The organism is Rothia sp. 11273D007AR, assembly GCF_053547255.1.
In genome coordinates this window covers 87,000-108,940 of the sequence record NZ_JBPPWJ010000003.1, presented here as the reverse complement: position 1 = coordinate 108,940, position 21,941 = coordinate 87,000, and the positions used below count along the sequence as shown (strand labels likewise).

The following is a 21,941-nucleotide window of genomic DNA, read 5'->3' as shown; positions in this document are numbered from 1 at the left end:
ATAGGGCTTCTGCCAGCCTACTCCTTTCTGCGAACGGTTCGCAAATAAAAAGCAGGTACACCGCATCACATCCGCTCCACGCTAGGAATAAAAGGACGCCCGCCCTATCTTCCCTGCCACGGGGCAGGAAAGGCGAGGCGGGCGTCCGCGCACCGGCAGAAACCGGTAGCTAGCTAGAGGAAACTAGTCGGCGCTGTGCTTTGAAGCGGCCTCCTCGCGGCGGCGCACGTGCTCCTGGGTGGTGTCCTTAATTTCACCGACCAGTTCTTCGAGGACGTCTTCCAAGAAGAGCACGCCAACACTCTGACCCTGGGCGTCAACCACGTGGGAGACGTGGGCCCGATTGCGCTGCATGGTGGCAAGAGCCTCATCGATGTCGGTGTCAGGCTTGACGATCGACATCTGACGTAGCTTAGACCAGGCAATGGGCTGGTCCATGCGGTCAGCTTCGTAGACCAGGGCGTCCTTGATGTGCAGGTAGCCCATGTAGGTGCCGTCTTGCTCGTCCTTCATCACGAAGCGGGAGTAGCCGGTGTGGGCAACAGCCTTTTCCAGCTCAGCGGGCGTACAGGGGAAGTTCATGGTAACCAGCTGGTCACTGGGCACCATAATCTCAGCAACGGTCTTCGAGCTGAATTCCAGGGCGCCAGACAGCACACCGGAGCCGTCGTCCACGGTTCCCTCTGCGGTTGATTGAGCCACAATGCTTTGAAGCTCATCAAGGGTGAAGGTTGAGGCCACCTCGGCCTTAGGTTCTACCTTCATCAGGCGCAGGGTGTGGTCGGCAATCCAGTTGAGGAAGCCCACCAGGGGCTTGAGCACCCGCGAGACCGTGACCAGGGGCGGGGCAATCCACAGGGCAACGCCCTGGGCAGCCAGCGATACCGCCATATTCTTGGGCACCATCTCGCCGAAGATAACGTGCAGGTAGGTCACCAGAATCAGCGCGAAGGCAAAGCCTACAGCGCTAGCCACCTCGTAAGGAATGCCCCAGCTTTCCAGGGGTGCAGACACCAGGTGGTGCAGGGCCGGCTCTGAAACATTCAAAATCAGCAGGGAGCAGACGGTAATACCCAGCTGGCAGGTAGCCAGCATGAGCGAGACGTTCTCCAACGCATAAAGTACGGTGACCGCGCGCTTATTACCGGTCTCAGCCAGCGGCTCAATCTGGGAGCGGCGGGTCGACATAATGGCGAACTCACCGGCCACGAAAAAGGCGTTACCGGCAAGGAGCACAAAGAGCAGGGCGATAGCTACCCAGTCGTTCATCGGGCCCCCTCCTTTCGAGCGGCGAGGTCATCTGTGGTGAGGGCTTCGGGAATAAAGCGGATGCGGTCAACCCGGCGCTGTTCCATCTTTTCTACGCGCAGGCGTCCGCCCTCAACGGGCACCACGTCGCCGGTTTCGGGAACTCGGCCCAGGTGGTCCATCATGAAGCCGCCCATGGTTTCGTAGGCGGGGTCATCATCCACATCGAGGGTGCCGATATAGTCCTTGACCTCATCAGGACGGAGCAGGCCCGAGAAGATATAGTCGCCGTTACCCACGCGCAGGGGGCGTTCGTCAAAGGAGTTGGTGTCGTGTTCATCGGAGACTTCACCGACGATTTCTTCAACTAGGTCTTCAAGAGTGGTGATGCCGGCGGTGCCGCCATATTCGTCGAGCACTACGGCAAGCTGTAGGGCGCCCTCTCGTAGCTGCATGAGCAGGGAGTCAAGGTGCACGGTTTCGGGCACCTGCAGCACGTCCTCCATGAGCGTTCCGGCTTCCAGCGTGTCGCGCTTATCGAGGGGAAGGCCCACAGCTTTCTTCACGTGCACGACACCCACGATGTTGTCCTGGTCTTCCCGGTAGAGGGGGAAGCGGGAGTGGCCGGTGGTACGGGCCAGCTCGATGACATCGCTAACAGGAGCGGTATCTTCGAGCATGATGACCTTGCGGCGCGGGGTCATAACGTCTGCTGCAGTGAGCTCGGCGAAGGAAAGGGTCTTATCGACGAAGCGGGCAGTGTCGGAGTCCAAGGTGCCCAGGTCAGCTGAGCGGCGCACCATTGAAGAAAGCTCTTCGGGTGAACGGGCTGCCGAGAGTTCTTCCTTAGCTTCCATGCCGAAGCGGTGGAGTACCCAGTTTGCTGACCCGTTAGCGGTGCGGACGATGGGGCCCATCACCTTAGTGAAAAGCAGCTGGGCCGGGGCCAGGGTTCGGGCCACGCGGTAGGGCTCGGCAATCGCCAGGTTCTTGGGCACCAGCTCGCCGATAATCATGGAGAGCAAGGTGGCGATACCCATAGAGAAAATCAGGGTGAGTGCCGAGGCCACAGAGGGGGCCAACCCCCAGGACGCGATGGTGTCGCCGGCTAGGGCGTTGATACCGCTGTCGAGGGTGTAACCGGTAAGCAGGGTGGTGATGGTGATACCCAGCTGGCAGCTTGATAGCTGGGTTGAGAGGGATTTGAGGCAGGCGAGCACTCGTTCACCCGCGGCGTCTCCCCTATCAATTTCTTGCTGGACCTTGGACTGATCAAGGGCTACCAGCGAAAATTCTACGGCCACGAAGAAGCCGGTACCCAGAATCAGGGCAAAGCCGATGAGAAGCAGGAGCCATTCCATGGTTTAGGCTCTCACCGCCTGCTGGGCGGGGTGCTGGCCGCAGCAGGTGCGGACGCCCGTGGTCGGGTTAAAGGATGATGCGCGCCAAAGCGCTCGTGAGGGCTGCGAAGGTGCGCAGTAACTAGAAGGGTCTTCCATAGTGGTCAATTCTAGCGAATAACTTTTGCTTTACTCAGTGGGCTCCCTTTCACCCCCTGCGAAATGCCAGCCTATTTCTGCCAGACAGTCTCACAGTGAGATGTCATAGAAAGTAGTGCGTTGGACGAACCCCCAAAACACTTCTAAACTAGACAAAGATATGCGGTACATCACGCGCCCAATGTAGTGTGCGATGCCCGCCCACCTCGTGCCAAAAGCGGTTTTGGCACCCAGCAATCACAAGAGATGGAAGAGGCGTAAGAGAAGTGCCAAACCAGCCAGAACATACTGTTCCCGAAGAGTTCGCGGGTAACGAGTGGCTCGTCGAAGAGCTCTTTGAGAAGTACGAGCAAGACCGCAACTCAGTCGACGAGACGTGGTGGCCCCTGTTTGATCAGTGGGCAGGCACAACCGGCAGCGCACCCAGCTCGCAGCAGGCACCGGCGCCCGCTGCAGCGTCCGCACCGGCGAAGGAAAAGCCCACCAAGGCCCCCGTTCCCTCCGCTCCCAAGACCCCTGCCCCTGAAGCTGACCCCAAGTCAGCCCCGCAGGCAGCTCCCAAGGCAAGCAACCCCGCAGCGACCAAGCCCGCCACCCCGAAGGAAGAACCCGTGAGCGACGCTCCCCAAGAAGACCAGATTGTTACCCTGCGCGGCCCCGCCAAGGCGGTAGCCTCCAACATGGACGAGTCCCTGAGCGTACCCACCGCAACCACCGTCCGCGCTATCCCCGCCAAGCTGCTGATCGATAACCGCACCGAAATCAACAGCTACCTGGCCCGCACCCGCGGCGGTAAGGTCTCCTTCACCCATATCATCGGCTACGCCATCATCCGCGCTCTTGCAGCCTTCCCCTCCATGAACGTCAGCTACGGTGAGGACGCCAAGGGCAAGCCCGCCGCTATCCAGCACGCCCACGTTAACTTCGGCCTGGCCATCGATCTACCCCGCCCCGACGGCTCCCGCAACCTGGTTGTACCCAACATCAAGGGTGCAGAGAAGCTCTCCTTCTCAGAGTTCTGGGAAGCCTACAACGACATCGTCAAGCGCGGCCGTGAGGGCAAGCTCGGCGTTGAGGACTTCGCAGGCACCACCGTCTCACTGACCAACCCCGGCGGTATCGGCACCGTCCACTCCGTTCCCCGCCTCTCTAAGGGCCAGGCAGCCATCATCGGTGCAGGTGCCCTTGACTACCCCGCCGAGTACCGCGGTACCTCAGAAAAGGTCATTGCCCGCAACGGCGTCTCCAAGATTCTGACTCTCACTTCCACCTACGACCACCGCGTCATCCAGGGTGCAGGTTCCGGCGAGTTCCTCAAGATTGTGGAGCACTACCTGCTCGGTGGCGACGGCTTCTACGACCAGATTTTTGAGGATCTGCGCATTCCCTTTGAGCCCGTCCGCTGGGCTCGTGATAACCAGGTCAACCCCGAAGCAGAAATTTCTAAGGTTGCCCGTATCCAGCAGCTCATTCACGCTTTCCGCGTGCGCGGCCACCTGATTGCCCAGACCAACCCCATCGGCTACCAGATGCTCTCTCACCCCGACCTGCGTCTGGAGAACTACGGCCTGACCCTCTGGGATCTTGACCGCTACTGGCCCACCGGTGGCTTCGGCGAAAAGGAATCCCTGCCCCTGCGCACCATTCTTGAGCTGCTGCGCGAGGCCTACACCCGCACCCTGGGCGTGGAGTACATGCACATCGAGAACCCCGAAGAGCGCCAGTGGTTCCAGGACCGCCTGGAGCACGGCTACACCAAGCCCTCGCGCGACGAGCAGTTCCGCGTGCTGGGCACCCTGAACGCAGCCGAGGCCTTCGAAACCTTCCTGCAGACCAAGTACCTGGGCCAGAAGCGCTTCTCCCTGGAAGGCGGCGAATCCCTGATTCCGCTGCTGGACTCCGTCATCTCTGAGGCAGCGGACGCCGGCCTCTCGGGCGTTGGTATCGGTATGGCCCACCGCGGCCGCCTCAACGTACTGACCAACATTGCGGGTAAGTCCTACGCCCAGATTTTCCGCGAGTTTGAGGGCCAGATGGACCCCCGCCTGACCGGCGGCTCCGGTGACGTCAAGTACCACCTGGGCACCGAGGGTATCTTCACCTCCCACAACGGCAACCAGACCCAGGTCTACCTGGCCGCTAACCCCTCCCACCTTGAAGCCGTCAATACCGTGCTCGAAGGTATCGTCCGCGCTAAGCAGGACACCCTGGCTGAACAGGGCATCGGCAACTACCCTGTACTGCCGATCCTGGTTCACGGTGACGCCGCCTTCGCTGGCCAGGGCATCGTGCTAGAAACCCTGCAGATGTCCAAGCTTGAGGGCTACACCACCGGCGGTACCGTACACATCGTGGTCAACAACCAGGTGGGCTTCACCACCACCCCGCGCGATGGTCGTACCGCAACCTACTCCACCGACATCGCCCGCATGATCCAGGCTCCCGTGCTGCACGTGAATGCCGATGACCCCGAGGCCGTCGTCCGCGCAGGCTCCATCGCCTTCGCCTACCGTCAGGCCTTCAACAAGGACGTCGTCATCGACCTGGTCTGCTACCGCCGCCGCGGCCACAACGAGGCCGATGACCCCTCGATGACCCAGCCCAAGATGTACCAGCAGATTGAGGAGCTTCCCTCAACCCGCAAGATTTACACTGAGGCCCTAGTTGGTCGCGGTGACATCTCCCAGGACGAGGCCGAGCGCGCTCTGAAGGACTACCAGTCCCGCCTGGAGCAGATCTTCACTGAGACTCACGAGGCCCAGTCGTCCTCCGCTCCCCTGGTCACCGCAGACGCTGCCGCTGTTTCTAACATCGAGCGCCCTGCTGCCCAGCAGAATGAGGACTCCGTTCACGTTGCCGGCGAGACCGCTATCTCTGCTGAGACCCTGGCTCAGATCGGTCAGGCCTTCGGCAAGATTCCCGAGGGTTTCACTGTGCACAAGAAGCTCAAGAAGCTGCTTGAACAGCGCGTCAAGATGTCAACCGAGGGCAACATCAACTGGGGCTTCGGCGAGCTTGCTGCCTTCGCCTCCCTGCTACTGGAAGGCCGCGATGTGCGCCTGACCGGTCAGGACGTCCAGCGCGGCACCTTCGTCCAGCGCCACTCCGTGCTCCACGACTCTCTGACCGACGAAGAGTGGAACCCCTTGGCCAACCTCTCAGAAACCCAGGGCAAGTACTCCATCTACAACTCCCTGCTCTCCGAGTACGGCGTCATGGGCTTCGAGTACGGCTACTCCGTAGAACGCCCGGACTCCCTGGTGCTCTGGGAGGCCCAGTTCGGTGACTTCGCCAACGGCGCCCAGACCATCGTTGATGAGTTCATCTCGTCAGCAGAGCAGAAGTGGGCCCAGCGTTCCTCACTGGTTCTGCTGCTCCCCCACGGTTTTGAGGGCCAGGGCCCTGACCACTCATCGGCCCGTATGGAGCGCTACCTGCAGCTGTGCGCCGAGAACAACATGACCGTTGCTGTTCCCTCGACCCCGGCAAACCACTTCCACCTGCTGCGCCGTCAGGCCCACTCCCGTCCGCACAAGCCGCTGATTGTTATCACCCCCAAGCAGCTGCTGCGCCTCAAGGCTGCTGCCTCGTCGGTTGAAGACTTCACCAGCGGTAGCTTCAAGCCCGTCATCGAGGACCAGGGTAACCTGAACCCCGCTGATGTAACCCGCCTGGTCTTCGTCTCGGGCCGTCTCTACTACGATCTGGAAGCAGAGCGCGCTAAGCGCGGCGATAAGAGCACCGCAATTGTGCGAGTCGAGCAGCTCTACCCCCTGCCGTCCGCAGAGATCAAGGAGCAGATTGCTGCCTACCCCAATGCGGAACTGGTCTGGGCCCAGGACGAACCTGCCAACCAGGGCCAGTGGCCCTTCATGGCTGTCAACCTGCTCCCCCAGATTGACTACCGTATGAAGCTGATTTCCCGCCCGGCAGCTGCTTCCCCCGCAGCCGGTACCGGTAAACGTCACCAGCGTGAGCTCGATAACCTCATCTCCGAGGTATTCGACCGCTAGGCTAGGGCTTTGCCCAGCTCTTGTGCCCGGGTCTTGATCTTCAAGACCCGGGCGCTGCCCGTTTGCGGTGCGCCCACCGTGCACTGGCGGGCTCCAGGGTTTAGACTGGTACAGAACGAACGAGACCAACGTTGCGGGGTTTACCGCCCCTCAACCTTGTAGAAAGAAACACGTGGATCAGCGAAAAATTCGACTTGTAGCCGTTGGCGATGATCTGCTCGCAGGCGTCGGGGACCCCCGCACCCTCGGGTGGTTCGGGCGCGTTATGGCGCGTACCCCTCAGGCCTCTGCCTCTATCTCTGCCTATAATCTGGCAGCCCCCGGTGAGGGCAGCGAACAGCTCAACGCTCGCTGGTTTGAAGAAGCCAGCCGTCGCTTTGCCCAGGGCCACGAAAATCGCCTGGTCATTGCCCCCTCAACCTTCGACATCGACCTGGGCCTCACCAGCGCCCGCTCCCGCCTGAACCTGGCGAACATGGTCGATATGGCCTCCCAGAACAACGTGAAGGTTCTGGTTGTTGGCCCCCCGCCCACTCTCGATGCTGAGCGTAACCGCAAGATTGCCGATCTGTCGGCAGCCTACGCCGATGTGGTGACCCGCCGTAACCACGTCTACGTTGATACCTTCAACCCCCTGCTGCACCATGAGCAGTGGCGCAATGACCTGGCAGCGAACGACGGCCACCCCGGTCAGTCCGGCTACGGCCTGATTGCCTGGCTGGTTCTGCACCGCGGCTGGTACAACTGGCTTCAGATTTCAGAGCCCGTTTAAGGAAGTACCTGGCTGGCACCTGCCCCTGTGACCAACCCGGGGTGTGCAAAGCTAGCCAAGGTATGCGAAAATAGTGAGAAGTGCCTATTCTAAGGTGCTATCGACCATTTGTGCTCCGTTATCCTGACGGGCACTCCACCTTGATCAAGGAGGCTCTCATGAGCAAGCGCGGTCGCAAGCGTAAGGATCGCCGTAAGGGTAGCGCTAACCACGGTAAGCGCCCCAACTCATAAGGCAATCGACAAGGGCCCCTACTCGCAGAAGCGAGCAGGGGCCCTTTGTTATTGGCTAGTTAGCTGCCGGGTGCCCTTCGGTATGGATGTCGTCGATGCAGGCGCGGATACGGCTTTTGAGGTCGACGGGAGCGGTTTCCTTGCAGGTGCGGCGCACTGCTTGGCGGATGATGCACTCTAGGTCGTATTCCTTGGCGCAGGTTTCACATTCGGCCAGGTGGGCTTGGAGTTCTTCAAGGTCCTGGCAGCTGAGCGGGTCGTCAATGTAGGTGTAGATCTTGGCCAGGCGCTCTTCGCAGGGGGTAGAAGGGCTCGGGTTGTGTACGGCGGTCATTGGTGGCTCCTTTCTTAGGCCCTAGCGGTTTGGCGGGCGCCGGCCTTGCCGGTGGTCGTGGTTTTGATGCCGCGTTCGGCGGCGTAGTCGGTGAGTTTGTCTCTGAGCAGTTTGCGGCCGCGGTGCAGGCGGGACATGACGGTGCCGATGGGGGTGTCCATGATCTCGGAGATTTCCTTGTAGGAGAATCCTTCAACATCGGAGTAGTAGACGGCCATGCGGAAGTCTTCGGGGATGGACTGCAGAGCCTCTTTGATATCGCTGTCGGGCAGGTGGGCGAGGGCTTCGTTCTCCGCAGAGGGTAGGCCCTTGGAGTCATGAGCTCCAGCCTGGGCTAGCTGCCAGTCTTCGACAGTGTCAGTGTTGGCCTGGTAGGGCTCGCGTTGGCGTTTGCGGTAGACGTTGATGTAGGTGTTGGTGAGGATCCGGTAGAGCCAGGCTTTGAGGTTGGTTCCGGGCTTGTACTGGTGGAAGGCGGAGAAGGCTTTCATGTAGGCCTCTTGGACGAGGTCTTCGGCGTCCTGCGGGTTACGGGCCATACGCAGGGCGGCGGCGTAGAGCTGGTCTACGTACAGTAGGGCTTCTCGTTCGAAACGAGCTTTGCGCTCGGCGTCGGTTTCGCGGGAGCGTACATCGGGTTCGTTGCCTTCGGGGGCGAGGACGTCGGTGGTCGGCGCAGGTTCAGTGCTGGGGGCCGGGGGCGTGGCTGTCATTTCCCTCCAGGTGTGCTGTGGTCTTTTGTCTTACTGTACCTGCCAATGGACGCAGCTACGCGCCGAGTACAACGAAGCCTGTACTGGTTGAACAGGCTCACAGCGAAGCTGTTGGCTCGGGGCTGGCGTGAATCGCTTGTGAGCGCTAGCGAACCAGCGAGAGGGTCGACAGCGAGCGTGAGCCTGCGAAACCTTGAACAAATCTCGTCATGTGTAACGACAGAGAGGCGAGTTTATTCCCCAGCACCAGAGTAATTTTGCGCTAGTGGTGCAATAAAGTGGCTGAATCCGCCGGTCTATATGTATGCTTAGTAGTGTTAGGTATCTGTGATACACCGCAAAGGGGCCTCGCACCCCGTGAAGGAGGAACTCATGTCATTGGTTCGCCGTTTTGCTCGCCCTCTGCTGGCTTCAAGCTTTATTATCTCGGGTGTTGACCGTCTGCGTGACCCCGAATCGTCCAAGCACCTGGCCAAGGTGGTTAACCTGACTGCGACTTCTGCCCCTCAGCTTTCTGTGCTGCGTGGCCAGGAGAAGCTGGTGGGTCAGGCTTTGGCTGGCTCTCAGGTAGCTGCCGGTGCCCTCTTTGCCCTGGGTAAGCTGCCCCGTCTTTCTGCGAGCGTCCTGCTGGCTACCGGTGCTATTAACTCTTACGTTGAGTATCGCGCTACCGAGGCTGAGACTAAGGAAGAGAAGACTGCCCGCCGCAATGCTGCTGTGCTCAATGGCTCCCTGCTGGGCGCTATTGCTATCTCAGCTGTTGATACCGACGGTAACCCCTCACTGGCCTGGCGCGCTTCCAAGCTGGGTGATCAGGTAGCTAAGAAGTCCCATCAGCTGGCATCCGATGTTCAGGACGCTGCTTCTGACGCCCAGAAAAAGGTTGAGGACCTCTTCGCCTAAGCTGGCCCCTACCGGGTGTAAGCTCCCGCGAACTTTCGATAAACCCCGCACCAAACCGGTGCGGGGTTTTCTTGTTTGCCGCCCCGCCCACCTAAAATAGGGAGGGAGTACGCCGTAATAACTGATTCCGAAGTAGGTTTTATTTGTGGTTGATGCGACCAAGCAGCCCCTAGTTGCCGATGGAGACTGGCTAGCGCCCACCGTTACGGTGCCCGGCGGTGCCCATGCCCGGGTGGAGATTCCCGGGTCTAAGTCGCTCACCAATCGCTACCTGCTGCTGGCGGCTTTAGCCGATAGCCCCTCGGTGATTCATGCTCCCCTGCATTCGCGCGATTCGCAGCTGATGGTGGCTGCGCTGACTGCTCTGGGTGCCCGTTTTGAAGAGATTGAAACCGGTAGTGCCTTTGGCCCTGATCTGCGGGTGACTCCCCTAGATTTTTCTGCGACCGTTGCCCGTGAGGCCTCCATTGATGTGGGATTGGCGGGTACTGTGATGCGTTTTGTGCCCCCGGTTGCTGCCCTGCTGCCCGGTACTTTCCATTTCGATGGCGATGAGCATGCGCGGGTGCGCCCCATGCTGCCGGTGATTGAGGCCCTGCGGGGCCTGGGCGTTGAGGTTGCGGACGCCGGTCGCGGCTCCCTGCCCTTCACGGTCGTTTCTGCCGGTTCGGTGCAGGTGCCCGAACTGACCATTGATGCTTCGGGTTCTTCCCAGTTTGTCTCTGCCCTGCTGCTGGCTGCCTGCCGTTTTGAGCGGGGTCTGGTGCTGCGGCACGAGGGTGGACCGGTGCCTTCGATGCCCCATATTGAGATGACCGTTGAGACTATGCGTGAGCTCGGTATCAGCATCGACTTCAACGGCACCGATACTTGGACCGTTGCCCCCGGTGGCTTCCCCGGCTTTGAGGTTACCGTTGAGCCCGATCTTTCTAATGCTGGACCCTTCCTGGTTGCTGCGGTAGCCACCGGGGCCTCGGTGACGGTTCCGCGCTGGCCCGAGTCCACTACCCAGGGTGGGGATCACTGGCGGAAGATTCTTCCGCTCTTCGGGGCTCGGGTAGAGCTGGCCGACGGGAACCTGACCGTCACCGGCCCTGCCGGAGGCGCGGCGTCCGGTCTGCCGGGTGTTGAGCTCGATCTGGCCGAGGCCGGTGAGCTAGCCCCCACCGTCGCTGCCCTCACCGCTCTCTCGCCGGCAACCAGCGTCCTTTCCGGTATTGCCCACCTGCGCGGCCATGAAACCGACCGGCTTGCCGCCCTGACCGCCGAGATTAACCGCCTGGGCGGTTCAGCCGAAGAAACTGCGGACGGTATCCGCGTCACCGCCCCCGTAGCTCACGGGGCCCTCATGCGCACCTATGCCGACCACCGCATGGCAACCGCCGCTGCCGTGATGGGTCTGGTGGTACCGGGCATCGTGGTTGAGAACGTCGAGACCACCTCCAAGACCCTGCCCAACTTCACCGGGCTGTGGCAGAACATGCTGGACCAGTGGCAGGCAGGTGCCGCCTAATGCGCCGTTCCTGGGATGAAAGCGATGTGCGCGTCCGCCCCAACAAGAAGGGCTCCCGCCCCCGCACCAAGGACCGCCCTGCCCACAAGGACGCCGAAATCGGCCGCATCATCACCGTAGACAGGGGCCGCTACACCGCCATCCTCGATGAGGGCAAGAGTAGCGAACGGGTCGTCACCGCCGTACGCGCCCGCGAGCTACGCCGCTCCCCCATCGTGGTGGGCGACAAGGTTGCCCTCGTGGGAGATACCAGCGGCAAGCCCGATACTCTAGCCCGCCTCGTCCGGATCGAAGAGCGCACCAACCTGCTACGCCGTAGCGCTGACGATACCGATCCCGTCGAGCGCGTCGTCGTTGCCAACGCCGACAACCTGGTTATCGTGGTCGCCGCAGAAAACCCCGAACCCCGCACCGGCTTTATCGACCGCTCCCTAGCAGCCGCCTTCGACGCTGGGCTCACCCCCATTCTCTGCATCACCAAGACCGACCTCAAACACCCTACATGGCTGCTGGACTACTACCGGGACGTCGAGCTCACCATCTTGCTGTCTAAGTCCAAGGACGGCCGCGCCCCCAGCGAGGAAGGCTCCGAGGGGCTCGACACCACCCTAGTTGAGCAGCTCTCTGAGTATCTCGACGGCTCGGTCTCTGTGCTTCTGGGCCACTCCGGTGTGGGCAAATCAACCCTGGTCAACGCCCTGACCGGGGCAGAACGCGCCACCGGCCACGTGAATGCCGTGACCGGGCGCGGCCGCCACACCTCGTCCTCAGCCCTGGCCCTCCAGCCCCAGAAGGCAGCCCCCGGCACCTGGATTATCGATACCCCCGGTATCCGCTCTTTTGGACTTGCCCACGTTGAACCTGAAACCCTGGTTGCTTCCTTCACCGACCTTGCCCCTGGCTCAGCCAGCTGCCCCAAGGGCTGTACCCACTCGGCGTCCGCCCCCGACTGCGGTCTTACCGCCTACGTCGAAGCGGGCCAGGCCGGCCCCGCAGGCCCCGAACGTCTCGAATCCCTGCGCAAGCTCCTGCGCGTCGATGAAGAAACCGGCGACACCGAGAAAGAACTCGGCGTCGTAGACCTCTAAAACCCAAGGCAAACGACCATGACTAACTACACCGACGACCTGCGCCTGGCCCACATCATGGCTGATGCGGTAGACCGCCTCACCCTGGCCAAGTTCACCTCCCACGATTTCGCCATCGATACCAAACCCGACCTCACCCCCGTCACCGACGCCGACCGCGAAGCCGAACAGCTCATCCGTTCCCAGCTCTCCCGCGTCCGCACCCGTGACTCAGTGCTGGGTGAAGAATTCGGGGAAACCGGGTCTTCCCCCCGCCAGTGGGTCATCGACCCTATTGACGGCACCAAGAACTTCGTGCGCGGCGTGCCCGTCTGGGCTACTCTCATCGCCCTGCTCGACCACGGCAAGCCCGTCGTCGGCGTCGTCTCTGCCCCCGCCCTCCAGCGCCGCTGGTGGGCAGCCGAAGGCACCGGCGCCTACACCGGCCGCTCCCTCGCCAAGGCTACCCGCATTTCGGTCTCATCTGTCGCCCAGCTCGAGGACGCCTCCCTCTCCTACTCCTCCCTCACCGGCTGGCGCGATTTGGGCCTGCGCGATAACTTCATCGACCTGACCGACACCGTCTGGCGCACCCGAGCCTACGGCGACTTCTGGTCCTACATGATGGTGGCAGAGGGCGTCGTCGATGCCGCCGCCGAACCCGAACTCGGCCTTTACGATATGGCCGCCCTGGTCCCCATCGTGACCGAAGCAGGCGGACGCTTCACCTCCCTGGCAGGGGCGGACGGCCCCCATGGTGGCAACGCCCTAGCCACCAACGGCCACCTGCACGAGGCCGTCCTTTCTTACCTGGGGACCGACAAGACCCTCTAAAGCCGGGTTCTCACGATACCGGGCTAAACGCTTCAACTCAGACCAAAGGCCCCGAATCCTACATCAAGGATTCGGGGCCTTTAATCTGAGCAGTTTCTTCTGCTGAGCTACTTCTTGCGCTGGTTCAGAATCGAAATCTGCTCATTGCTGCGGTCGTTCACTGCCTCGGTATGCACCTCGGTCTTACCAGACTCAGAGGGAGCTGAGTACTGCAGGAACTTGGGCTGGGCAGGAATCTTCAGCTGAATCTTCGACTGCTGGGTGCGCTGCTTCGACAGGTCCACGCTGTAGAGCATCGACACGGTCTCCTCACGGATACCGCCCATCATGCTCTGGTAGAGGGCATAGCCCTCACGCTGGTATTCCACCAGGGGGTCACGCTGGGCCATGGCGCGCAGGCCGATACCTTCCTTGAGGTAGTCCATCTCGTAGAGGTGCTCAGGCCAGCGCTTACCGATGACCGAGAGCACCACGCGGCGCTCAATCTCGCGCATGGCGTCCTCACCCACGGACTCTTCGCGCTCGGTGTACTGCATCTCAGCGTCAGCCAGCACTTCCTTGACGATCTGGTCGCGGGTGACCTTGGTCTTGTCGCCCGCTTCTTCAGCCAGGTCTTCGGGGGTAATGGTAACCGGGAAGATGGTGCGCAGGTTCTCCCAGAGCTTCTCAAAGTCCCAGTCTTCGGCGTGGCCCTCGCCCACCTGGGCATCGATAGCGGACGTAATAACCTCGGTGCGGAACTTCTCAATCTGTTCCTTGAGATCATCGCCTGCCAGAATCTGAGCGCGGTCCTTGTACATGGCCTCGCGCTGGCGGTTGAGCACATCGTCATACTTGAGCACGTTTTTGCGCTGCTCAGCGTTGCGGGCCTCAACCTGGCCCTGGGCGTTGGCGATGACGCGGGAAACAATCTTTGCTTCCAGGGCGGTATCGTCGGGGGCACCTGCCATCAGGCGGGCAGCTGCCTGGCCGTTGAAGAGACGCATCAGGTCGTCAGACAGTGACAGGTAGAAGCGGGACTCGCCGGGGTCGCCCTGGCGGCCCGAACGTCCGCGCAGCTGGTTATCGATGCGGCGGGATTCGTGACGCTCGGTGCCCAGCACGTAGAGACCGCCGAGTTCTTTGACTTCTTCGTGCTCGGCAGCAGAGGCCTGCTCTGCCGCAGCGAGCACCTCTGGCCACTTAGCCTCGTATTCTTCGGGCTTCTCATTGGGGTCAAGACCCAGGGTCTTCATGGTCTCAACGGCCTCAAACTCGGGGTTGCCACCGAGCATGATATCGGTACCGCGGCCTGCCATGTTGGTTGCTACGGTGACGGCACCCTTGCGGCCAGCCTGGGCGACGATGGCAGCTTCACGGGCGTTATTCTTAGCGTTCAGAACTTCGTGGCGGACGCCCGCCTTCGATAGGAGCTTAGAGAGGTACTCAGACTTCTCAACGCTGGTGGTACCTACCAGAACGGGCTGGCCGGTAGCGTGGCGCTCTTCGATATCTTTGACCACCGCGTTGAACTTGGCAATCTCGTTCTTGTAGACCTTATCGGGCTGGTCGATGCGCTGCTTTTCCTTGTTGGTCGGAATCGGCACAACACCCAGCTCGTAGGTGTTCATGAACTCAGCGGCCTCGGTCTCAGCGGTACCGGTCATGCCCGAGAGCTTGTTGTACATGCGGAAGTAGTTCTGCAGGGTCACGGTCGCCATGGTCTGGTTTTCAGGCTTGACCTCGACCTCTTCCTTGGCCTCAATAGCCTGGTGGATGCCGTCATTGTAGCGGCGACCTGCCAGAATACGGCCGGTGTGCTCATCGACAATCATGACTTCGCCGTTCATTACGACGTAGTCCTTGTTGCCCTTGAAGAGTTCCTTGGCCTTAATAGCGTTGTTGAGGAAGCCAATCAGGGGGGTGTTCTGTGACTCGTAGAGGTTATCGATACCCAGATGGTCTTCAACCTTATCGATACCCGATTCGAGCACACCCACGGTGCGCTTCTTTTCATCGACCTCGTAGTCTTCACCGGCTACCAGGGTGCGGGCGATACGGGCAAATTCGCCGTACCAGCGGTTGGCTTCGCCCATGGCGGGGCCAGAAATAATCAGCGGGGTACGGGCCTCGTCAATCAGAATAGAGTCAACCTCATCGACGATGGCAAAGTTGTGCCCGCACTGTACCTGTTCCTCTTTGGTCCAGGCCATGTTGTCACGCAGGTAGTCGAAACCGAACTCATTGTTGGTACCGTAGGTGATGTCGGCTTCGTACTGTTTACGGCGCACATCGGGGGTCTGGTTAGCCAGGATAACGCCCGACTCCATGCCCAGGAAACGGAAGACTCGGCCCATCAGGTTAGCCTGGTACTCAGCCAGGTAGTCATTGACGGTGACCACGTGCACGCCCTTACCGGAGAGGGCGTTGAGGTAGGCAGGGGCGGTGGCGACCAGGGTCTTACCCTCACCGGTTTTCATTTCGGCGATATTGCCCAGGTGCAGGGCGGCGCCGCCCATGAGCTGCACATCGTAGTGGCGCTTGCCCAGGGTTCGTTTTGAGGCTTCGCGGACCACAGCAAAAGCTTCGGGGAGCAGAAGGTCCAGTGACTCGCCGTCCTCAACGCGCTTGCGGAAGGCGTCGGTCTCAGCGCGTAGCTCGGCGTCGCTCATAGCGACAAAGCTGTCTTCGAGTGAGTTCACTGCTTCGGTGTAAGCACGCAGCTGCTTGAGGACTTTTTGGTCTCCGCTGCGGAGTAGCTTTTCCAAGAGAGATGCCACTGAAGTTTGCTCCTTGATTGGTTTGATAGGGGGCGGGCAGGGTGAGCCCACCGTGCTCACTCTATTCTAGTTTAGTCCCCCGGTGCGCTGGGAACGTTCACCTCTGGGCTTGAAACTGCAGAGCGTTTGGTGGAAAAACTCAATAGAGGACGCTCCCCACCACCGGGTGAGCACAAAGAAGACCCCCAGTTCTTCTCCACCGAATGCCGGTAGAAAGAGCAGGGGGTCTAATAGTTTGCGGTTATTTTATGAGGCGGATTCCTCACCCAGGGTAATCACACCGTAGGACCAGCCCTTGCGGCGGTAGACCGCTGCGGGGGATCCGGTTGCCTTATCGACGTAGAGGAAGAAGTCGTGGCCAACCAGCTCCATACGGTCAACGGCCTCTTCAGGGGTCAGGTAATCAGCGGGGAATGTCTTCTGGCGGATTTCGATGGGTGAATCTGCCTCTTCGTGCAGGTCGTATTCTCCAGCGAAAGCCGCCTCTTCAACGGGCAAGTCTTCGGTCTGAATTTCGGTGAGGGAGACCTGGTCGCTGATAACGGGCAGTGAGCCGGTTGCTTCTGAGACCGAAACGGGGTGCTTGCCCCCTGCACGACGGGTCTTGCGGCGGTCACGAGCGCGACGGAGGCGTTCTAGGAGCTTGCCATAGGTTTCGTCGAAAACTGCGAACTTATCTTGACCGGTTGCTTCTGCTCGGAGCACAGGGCCACGGCCGATAACGGTGATTTCCACTCGGATAGCCGCGGGGCCGTTTTGGCCTTCCTTGGTGAACTTGACTTCGATGTCAGTTACGTTGTCACCTAGAGCTTCGAACTTGGTGATCTTACTTTCAACGTGTTCCTGCAGACGTTCACTTACTTTGACGTTGCGGCCGGTGATGTTGAGTTCCACAATTCCCTCCATTCTCAGGGGGTGAATACCCGACCCTGTGACTGCCGGGTATTGGGGAATCTGTCTTGTGGATTCCTTAACGCAACTCTACGCCGTTTTGTGGCCTAAGTCATTTTTTTAAGGCTTTTACGGTTCATTTCGCAGGAAAGAGTAAGATTTTTGGTGCGCCACCTCACTCTGTGTTATACCGCTGCCGCTTGGGAACATACGCGATAGTTGCCCCGCCTAGCACTCTGGCTCCCTGGCGTGACAGCACTCGGTACCCCTCACGCAGAGAAGCCCCCGTGGTGAAGACATCATCAACCAGTAGGCAGGTAGCGCCTTCTAGGCTGTAGTAGCGTCCCAGCTGATGCAGGGCTGGTTTGCCAACCCTCAGCTTCCCCTGCATCTGCCGGTAGCGTTCTTCGACGCCCAGGGTTTTTTGGGCTTTGCTTCTGTGCTGCCCCGGCGATACTCTCGCCCAGGCAGGAACCTGGGCGAGCGCGTCCGCCACCTTGACCGGCACCGGGGAGCGCAACAGGGGCAGCACTGCACGGGCCAGGAGTGGTGCGGGGGCGTAGCCTCGCCGTCGGGCAGAAGCTCTGCTCGATGGCAGGGGAACCAGATAGATGGGTTCCGCGGGTTCCAGCTCACCCTCGCTCAGCTCTAACAGGCAGGTGAGGGCCCGGGCCAGAGCCGAAGCGAGGTAGGGGCTCAGGTCGGTGCGGCCGGCGTCCTTATAGGCAAGGACGCAACGCCCCAGCTCGTGCTCGTAGCGGCCAGCAGACACCACCGGTAGCCGGGTACCCGGCAGGGTTGTGGTCTGCAGGTTGAGGGTAGCCAGACGCACCAGCTGATCGCAGAGAGGGCAGAGGGCGCCAGCGCCCAGCATGCTTGGCCCGAAGGTCTGACAGCTGGCACAGACCCTGGGAAAGATGAGCTCGGTGGTCTGTTTCCAGCTGGTGAGAATATCGGGTAGTGATACTCGGTTCGGGTGGGTGGACGTCATCACCCCAGCATGGCCCTCTCATCGGTGGGGCCTCTACCTATAGGGATAACTTATCCGGACCAATCTTCTAACCAGAGTAGTTGATCTGGCTGAGACTACTTTCAATACGGGTCCAGCTCAGGCCCGCAACGATATAGAGCCCACCGTCGCGGGTCATAGCTACTGCCTGGTCGATACCGTTACCCGTAACAATGCGGGTAATGCCCTGCAGGGAATCGTACTGGGCATTTTCACCGGTCAACGAAACTAGCTCGGTCTGGGTGGTATCGCTATTCCAGAGAAAGACCTCAACGTCGCTGACCCATTCTGCACCTCGCGGGCTCATGTCTGCCCCCAGTCGTACGGGGTCAAGGAGCTCAGTGGGGGTGCCGTCTGCCGATCTGCGGATAGCAGATACCCAGGCCCCGTAGTTACTTCCGTCAACAGATGACGTCACCAGCACAGCTCGGCTACCGTCACGGGCGATAGAAATACTGTGCAGGAGTTCCCCGTCCGTCCAGCTGGTGACGCCCTGGGCGCTACTATCTTCCTGGCCTGCGGCGATAACCCGCACGGAGCCGTCCTGCTCCCCCACCCACAACCAGTTCTGGTGGTCAAAACAGGGGGCCAACACGTGGGTGCCCCGATAGACCGAGCGAGCGCCGTTGGAATTAGCCAGCCACACCTCGTTCTGCCCCGTATTGGTGTAGGCGTAGTAGTTACGGGTGTAGTTCATAGCGGGCAGGGTAATGAGAGCCTGGGCAGAGGTCTCAACGATGGTCTGCTGGCTGGCTGTATCATCAAGGGCTGCCCGTGCGATGAGGCGGTTATCTTCAATACCCACGATGTTGCTGGCAACCTCAGGGTTGACTGCGGGTTCCCGGTAGTTTTCGAGGGTGGGGGCTGCCACGATCTGATCGTTGATGGTGAGCTGAACCGTGGTAACCGAGGCAAGAGTAGTGAGGGTTTGGGTGAGCTGGGTGCGCAGGCGCTCAGTTTCCAGGGCGCTAGCTGTGGTGAGGGCGGATCCCCCGGAGAGCTGGATATCAGCCACCCCGTTATCGATGGGTACGGAGTTCCGGGTCAGGCTGGTATCGGCAGGTACTGCGGTGGCAACGGCTCCGGTGAGGTAGGGGGCAGGCCCCTCAAGGAGTACCCTCACCAGGGAGGTAGCTACCGTGGTGCGTTCGGCGAACCAGCGCACATCGGGCACCGCGTAGGTGTAGGTGGGGTCGTAGAAGTAGAGGGTGAAGGGGTTGAAGACGTCCGCGAATTCGGCCCTGCTGAGCACCGTTCCGTCGGGAGCGGATGAGATACGCCATTCCCCATCCACCTGCCGTAGAGCGAACTCCATCTCGGTATCAGCCACGGTAGTGTACGAGGTAGCCAGTCCCCGGTTGTCGACCAGGGTGCTAGCTGGCACGGTCACACGGTAGGTTGAGTCGCTGACGGACGCCGTGGTGAAGGATGAGTCGTACACCAGGGTGCGTCCGTCCGGCTTCCACGACTGGGCGAGGTCTTCAGTCAGGTACAGTCTGGCTACGCTGTAGTCGTCGGTCACTCCAGCTCCCGCGTGTAAGAAGCCCTCGATGATGTCGGTAGGGCGGGCTCCGGGGGCGGGTCCTTCCGGTGTGCTGCCGGTGGTAGAGGTGTTCCCCGTAGCTTGTGGGTCGGCGTAGTGGTTGACTTCGCCGTCGGTGGGTATGGCGGCGCAGGCGGTGAGGGTCGCAAGAGAGCTGAGGGCGAGGCCGAGAGCTGACCGGCGGGAAAGGTTAGGGTTCAACGGTGGGCTCCGAGGGGGTTGAGGCGTCGGGGTTCACGGTCGGGGTGGCACCGGTATCCGGAGCGGACGGCGGGGGTAGGGGTTCACCGCTCAGCAGGACCGGGGAGGGGCCCATGGGCACGTCCTGGTCGATGGGGATGGTCATGCGGAAGCTGGCTCCCTGCCCCTTGATTCCCCAGGCTTCGAGGGTGCCCTGGTGCAGGCGGACGTCCTCGGCGGCGATGGAGAGCCCCAGGCCGGTGCCGCCCAGGGTGCGTTTGCGGGAGGTGTCAGCCCGCCAGAAGCGGTTGAAGACCTGCTCGGTTTCTTCGGGGCTCAAGCCGATACCGTGGTCGCGTACTGCCACGCCCAGGGTGGTTTCGGTGGCGTCGACGTACACATCGATCGGTTGTCCCTCGGAATGCTCTACGGCGTTGAACAGCAGGTTGCGTAGCACTCTTTCGATACGGCGGTGGTCCATATCGACCATAATTTCGGTGTGGTCGGTGTGCACGGTCAAACTGGTGTTGGTGCGCATCAGGTGGGGTTCAACCGCCTTGAGTACCTCATCGAGCACAGCCATAAAATCAACCGACACCGTATCGAGGGTCTGAGACCCGGCATCGAAGCGGGATATTTCGAGCAGGTCGGCTAGCAGGGAATCGAAGCGGTCCACCTGGTTATAGAGCAGCTCGGTAGAGCGCTTGTAGAGGGGCTCCATGTTGTCGCGGTTATCGTGCAGCATATCGGCTGCCATACGCACCGTGGTGAGCGGGGTACGCAGCTCGTGCGACACGTCAGAAACAAAGCGCTGCTGCATGGTCGACAGCTTCTCAAGACGAGAAATCTGGTCCTGCAAGGAGTCAGCCATACGGTTAAAAGACATACCCAGACGCGCCGTCTCATTCTGGCCGCGTACCAGCACACGCTGATCCAGGTCACCGGCTGCAAGTTTCTCAGCGGTGATAGCGGTAGAACTGATCGGGCGGATCACGAAGCGGGCAATCATCCACACGATAGTCAGCACCACGACCAGAAGCACGCCGAAGCCCACCCAAACCACCAGGTTGATGTACTGCACGGTCGCCTGCGAGGTCGACAGGTCATAAATCAGGTACAGGGAGTAGTCGGGGTTCTGGGGTATAGAGATACTAGTGCCGACCACCAGAACCGGGGTGCGGCGTCCGTCCGCTGAGGTAATACTCGAGGACTGCCAGTATATGCCCGTGCCTTCACTCACACTCTGGGCTAGAGCTTCGGGCACGTCGCCGACCGTGACCTCGCTGCTCTGGGCCTGCTCCACAATAAAGCCATCGGTGGTGGCGTTCACGTCCTTGATAAGCACCCAGTTGCGGTTACTATCGGCGCTACTGCTCTCAAGCACGGTCAAGAAACGAGAGACATCGCGTTGAACCTCGGTGCGGCCGGTCGCGTCAGAGCCATTGATAAGGGTCTGCACGTTACTAAAACCGGCCGATGACTCTTCGAGGGCCTGTTCCAGGTTGCCGCGGAAGAGGGAGTTCGCAATCTGGTGGGAGATAAAAGAGCCCACAAAGACGAAGGCAACCAGCAGCAGGCCGGCCGCTGCCACCACAGCGCGAAACTGTAGGGACTGCTGCCAGAGCCTGCGGGCGCTGGCCAGGGGCCCGTAGGCCCGGGAGGGGCCTGCGGGGGCGGTAGTCCGAGCGGACGCGCGAGATGAAGTACCAGCCACTGTTTAGCGCTGGCCTGCCGCGGCCTTGTAGCCCACACCGCGCACGGTCAGCACGATCTCGGGGTTCTCGGGGTCGCGCTCAATCTTGGCGCGCAGACGCTGAATATGCACGTTGACCAGGCGGGAATCGACGGTCTTTTCGTAGCCCCACACATTACCTAGCAGGGCCTCGCGGGTCATGACCTGGCCCGGCTGGCGGGCCAGGTTTGCCAGAAGTTCAAACTCAAGAGGGGTGAGCTGAATTGTTTCACCCTCGCGGCTGACCGCGTGCCCCGCCAGGTCAATGGTGAGATTGCCGATGCGCAAAGGCTCGTTATGGCGGTCTTCACGCGGGCGCAGGCGGGCACGGACGCGGGCCAGCAGCTCAGCAGGCTTGAAGGGCTTGGTCATGTAGTCGTCAGCGCCAGCCTCTAGCCCCTTGACCACGTCCTCGGTATCGCCCTTGGCGGTCAACATGATGATAGGCACGTCAGATTCCCTGCGAATCTGAGTGCAGACCTCAATGCCGTCCATACCCGGCAGCATGAAGTCCAGCAGAATCAGGTCGGGGTGGTGGGTAGCAAAAGCCTCAAAGGCACGGTCACCGGCGTCGCAGAAGACCGTCTCGTAGCCCTCTTGCGCCAGCACGATACCCACCATCTCTGACAGGGCATCGTCGTCGTCAACTACAAGAATGGTTTCTTTCACGGTGGGTCTCCTGGTGAGGTTCACAATGG

17 protein-coding genes are annotated in these 21,941 nt (G+C 60.8%); 7 read left to right on the top strand and 10 right to left on the bottom strand.

Annotation, left to right across the window (positions count from 1 at the left end; genetic code table 11):
* Nucleotides 1-183 precede the first annotated feature (183 nt).
* Both ACED88_RS02545 and ACED88_RS02540 read right to left on the bottom strand, forming a co-directional pair.
* The gene (locus tag ACED88_RS02545) at nt 184-1,269 is read right to left on the bottom strand and encodes a hemolysin family protein (RefSeq protein WP_237194370.1); all 1,086 of its coding nucleotides are present in this window, start codon (nt 1,267-1,269) and stop codon (nt 184-186) included.
* Nucleotides 1,266-2,609 carry a hemolysin family protein gene (locus ACED88_RS02540; RefSeq protein ID WP_237194372.1) on the bottom strand — a complete coding sequence of 448 codons (1,344 nt, stop codon included), beginning with the start codon at nt 2,607-2,609 and terminating at the stop codon, nt 1,266-1,268. Before ACED88_RS02540 ends, ACED88_RS02545 begins: the two co-directional genes overlap by 4 nt.
* A gap of 404 nt (nt 2,610-3,013) precedes the next feature.
* Here ACED88_RS02540 and ACED88_RS02535 point away from each other — a divergent pair, with 404 nt between their 5' ends.
* From ACED88_RS02535 to ACED88_RS02525, 3 genes are all read left to right on the top strand, one after another.
* On the top strand, nt 3,014-6,760 hold the full coding sequence (locus ACED88_RS02535) for a multifunctional oxoglutarate decarboxylase/oxoglutarate dehydrogenase thiamine pyrophosphate-binding subunit/dihydrolipoyllysine-residue succinyltransferase subunit (RefSeq protein ID WP_449108633.1): 3,747 nt from the start codon (nt 3,014-3,016) through the stop codon (nt 6,758-6,760).
* 172 nt (nt 6,761-6,932) lie between these two features.
* Nucleotides 6,933-7,532 (top strand): GDSL-type esterase/lipase family protein, encoded by a 600-nt coding sequence (locus ACED88_RS02530; protein ID WP_449108632.1) that lies wholly within the window; start codon nt 6,933-6,935, stop codon nt 7,530-7,532.
* Nucleotides 7,533-7,690: 158 nt separating this feature from the next.
* Nucleotides 7,691-7,765, top strand: a complete 75-nt coding sequence (locus ACED88_RS02525) for a 50S ribosomal protein bL37 (RefSeq protein WP_371300742.1) — start codon at nt 7,691-7,693, stop codon at nt 7,763-7,765.
* A 55-nt stretch (nt 7,766-7,820) separates the two neighbouring features.
* On the opposite strand, the gene rsrA is transcribed toward ACED88_RS02525, so the two are convergent.
* Entirely contained in the window at nt 7,821-8,099 is a 279-nt protein-coding gene (gene rsrA / locus ACED88_RS02520) for a mycothiol system anti-sigma-R factor (protein ID WP_449108631.1), read from the bottom strand.
* Between the two features lie 14 nt (nt 8,100-8,113).
* Nucleotides 8,114-8,812, bottom strand: a complete 699-nt coding sequence (locus ACED88_RS02515) for a sigma-70 family RNA polymerase sigma factor (protein WP_237185835.1) — start codon at nt 8,810-8,812, stop codon at nt 8,114-8,116.
* 372 nt (nt 8,813-9,184) lie between these two features.
* Here ACED88_RS02515 and ACED88_RS02510 point away from each other — a divergent pair, with 372 nt between their 5' ends.
* The 4 genes from ACED88_RS02510 (at nt 9,185) to hisN (ending at nt 13,129) form a co-directional block, all read left to right on the top strand.
* Entirely contained in the window at nt 9,185-9,715 is a 531-nt protein-coding gene (locus ACED88_RS02510; RefSeq protein WP_449108630.1) for a DoxX family protein, read from the top strand.
* Between the two features lie 145 nt (nt 9,716-9,860).
* Nucleotides 9,861-11,228 (top strand): 3-phosphoshikimate 1-carboxyvinyltransferase, encoded by a 1,368-nt coding sequence (gene aroA, locus ACED88_RS02505; protein ID WP_449108629.1) that lies wholly within the window; start codon nt 9,861-9,863, stop codon nt 11,226-11,228.
* Entirely contained in the window at nt 11,228-12,316 is a 1,089-nt protein-coding gene (gene rsgA, locus ACED88_RS02500; protein WP_449108628.1) for a ribosome small subunit-dependent GTPase A, read from the top strand. The genes aroA and rsgA overlap by 1 nt, the downstream gene beginning before the upstream one ends.
* A gap of 18 nt (nt 12,317-12,334) precedes the next feature.
* Nucleotides 12,335-13,129, top strand: a complete 795-nt coding sequence (hisN, locus tag ACED88_RS02495; RefSeq protein WP_449108627.1) for a histidinol-phosphatase — start codon at nt 12,335-12,337, stop codon at nt 13,127-13,129.
* A 107-nt stretch (nt 13,130-13,236) separates the two neighbouring features.
* On the opposite strand, the gene secA is transcribed toward hisN, so the two are convergent.
* The 6 genes from secA to mtrA all read right to left on the bottom strand — a co-directional run bounded on the left by secA (nt 13,237) and on the right by mtrA (nt 21,912).
* Nucleotides 13,237-15,888 carry a preprotein translocase subunit SecA gene (gene secA / locus ACED88_RS02490; protein ID WP_449108626.1) on the bottom strand — a complete coding sequence of 884 codons (2,652 nt, stop codon included), beginning with the start codon at nt 15,886-15,888 and terminating at the stop codon, nt 13,237-13,239.
* Nucleotides 15,889-16,134: 246 nt separating this feature from the next.
* Nucleotides 16,135-16,782, bottom strand: coding sequence for a ribosome hibernation-promoting factor, HPF/YfiA family (gene hpf, locus ACED88_RS02485; protein ID WP_449108625.1), 648 nt, complete (start codon nt 16,780-16,782; stop codon nt 16,135-16,137).
* Between the two features lie 172 nt (nt 16,783-16,954).
* Nucleotides 16,955-17,770: a ComF family protein gene (locus ACED88_RS02480; protein ID WP_449108624.1), complete on the bottom strand. Its 816-nt coding sequence runs from the start codon at nt 17,768-17,770 to the stop codon at nt 16,955-16,957.
* A gap of 67 nt (nt 17,771-17,837) precedes the next feature.
* Nucleotides 17,838-19,532, bottom strand: a complete 1,695-nt coding sequence (locus tag ACED88_RS02475) for a GerMN domain-containing protein (protein WP_449108623.1) — start codon at nt 19,530-19,532, stop codon at nt 17,838-17,840.
* On the bottom strand, nt 19,522-21,225 hold the full coding sequence (mtrB, locus tag ACED88_RS02470) for an MtrAB system histidine kinase MtrB (protein WP_449108622.1): 1,704 nt from the start codon (nt 21,223-21,225) through the stop codon (nt 19,522-19,524). The genes ACED88_RS02475 and mtrB overlap by 11 nt, the downstream gene beginning before the upstream one ends.
* A gap of 3 nt (nt 21,226-21,228) precedes the next feature.
* Complete coding sequence (mtrA, locus tag ACED88_RS02465) at nt 21,229-21,912, bottom strand: MtrAB system response regulator MtrA (protein WP_449108621.1); 684 nt, start codon at nt 21,910-21,912, stop codon at nt 21,229-21,231.
* Between the last annotated feature and the right edge of the window lie 29 nt (nt 21,913-21,941).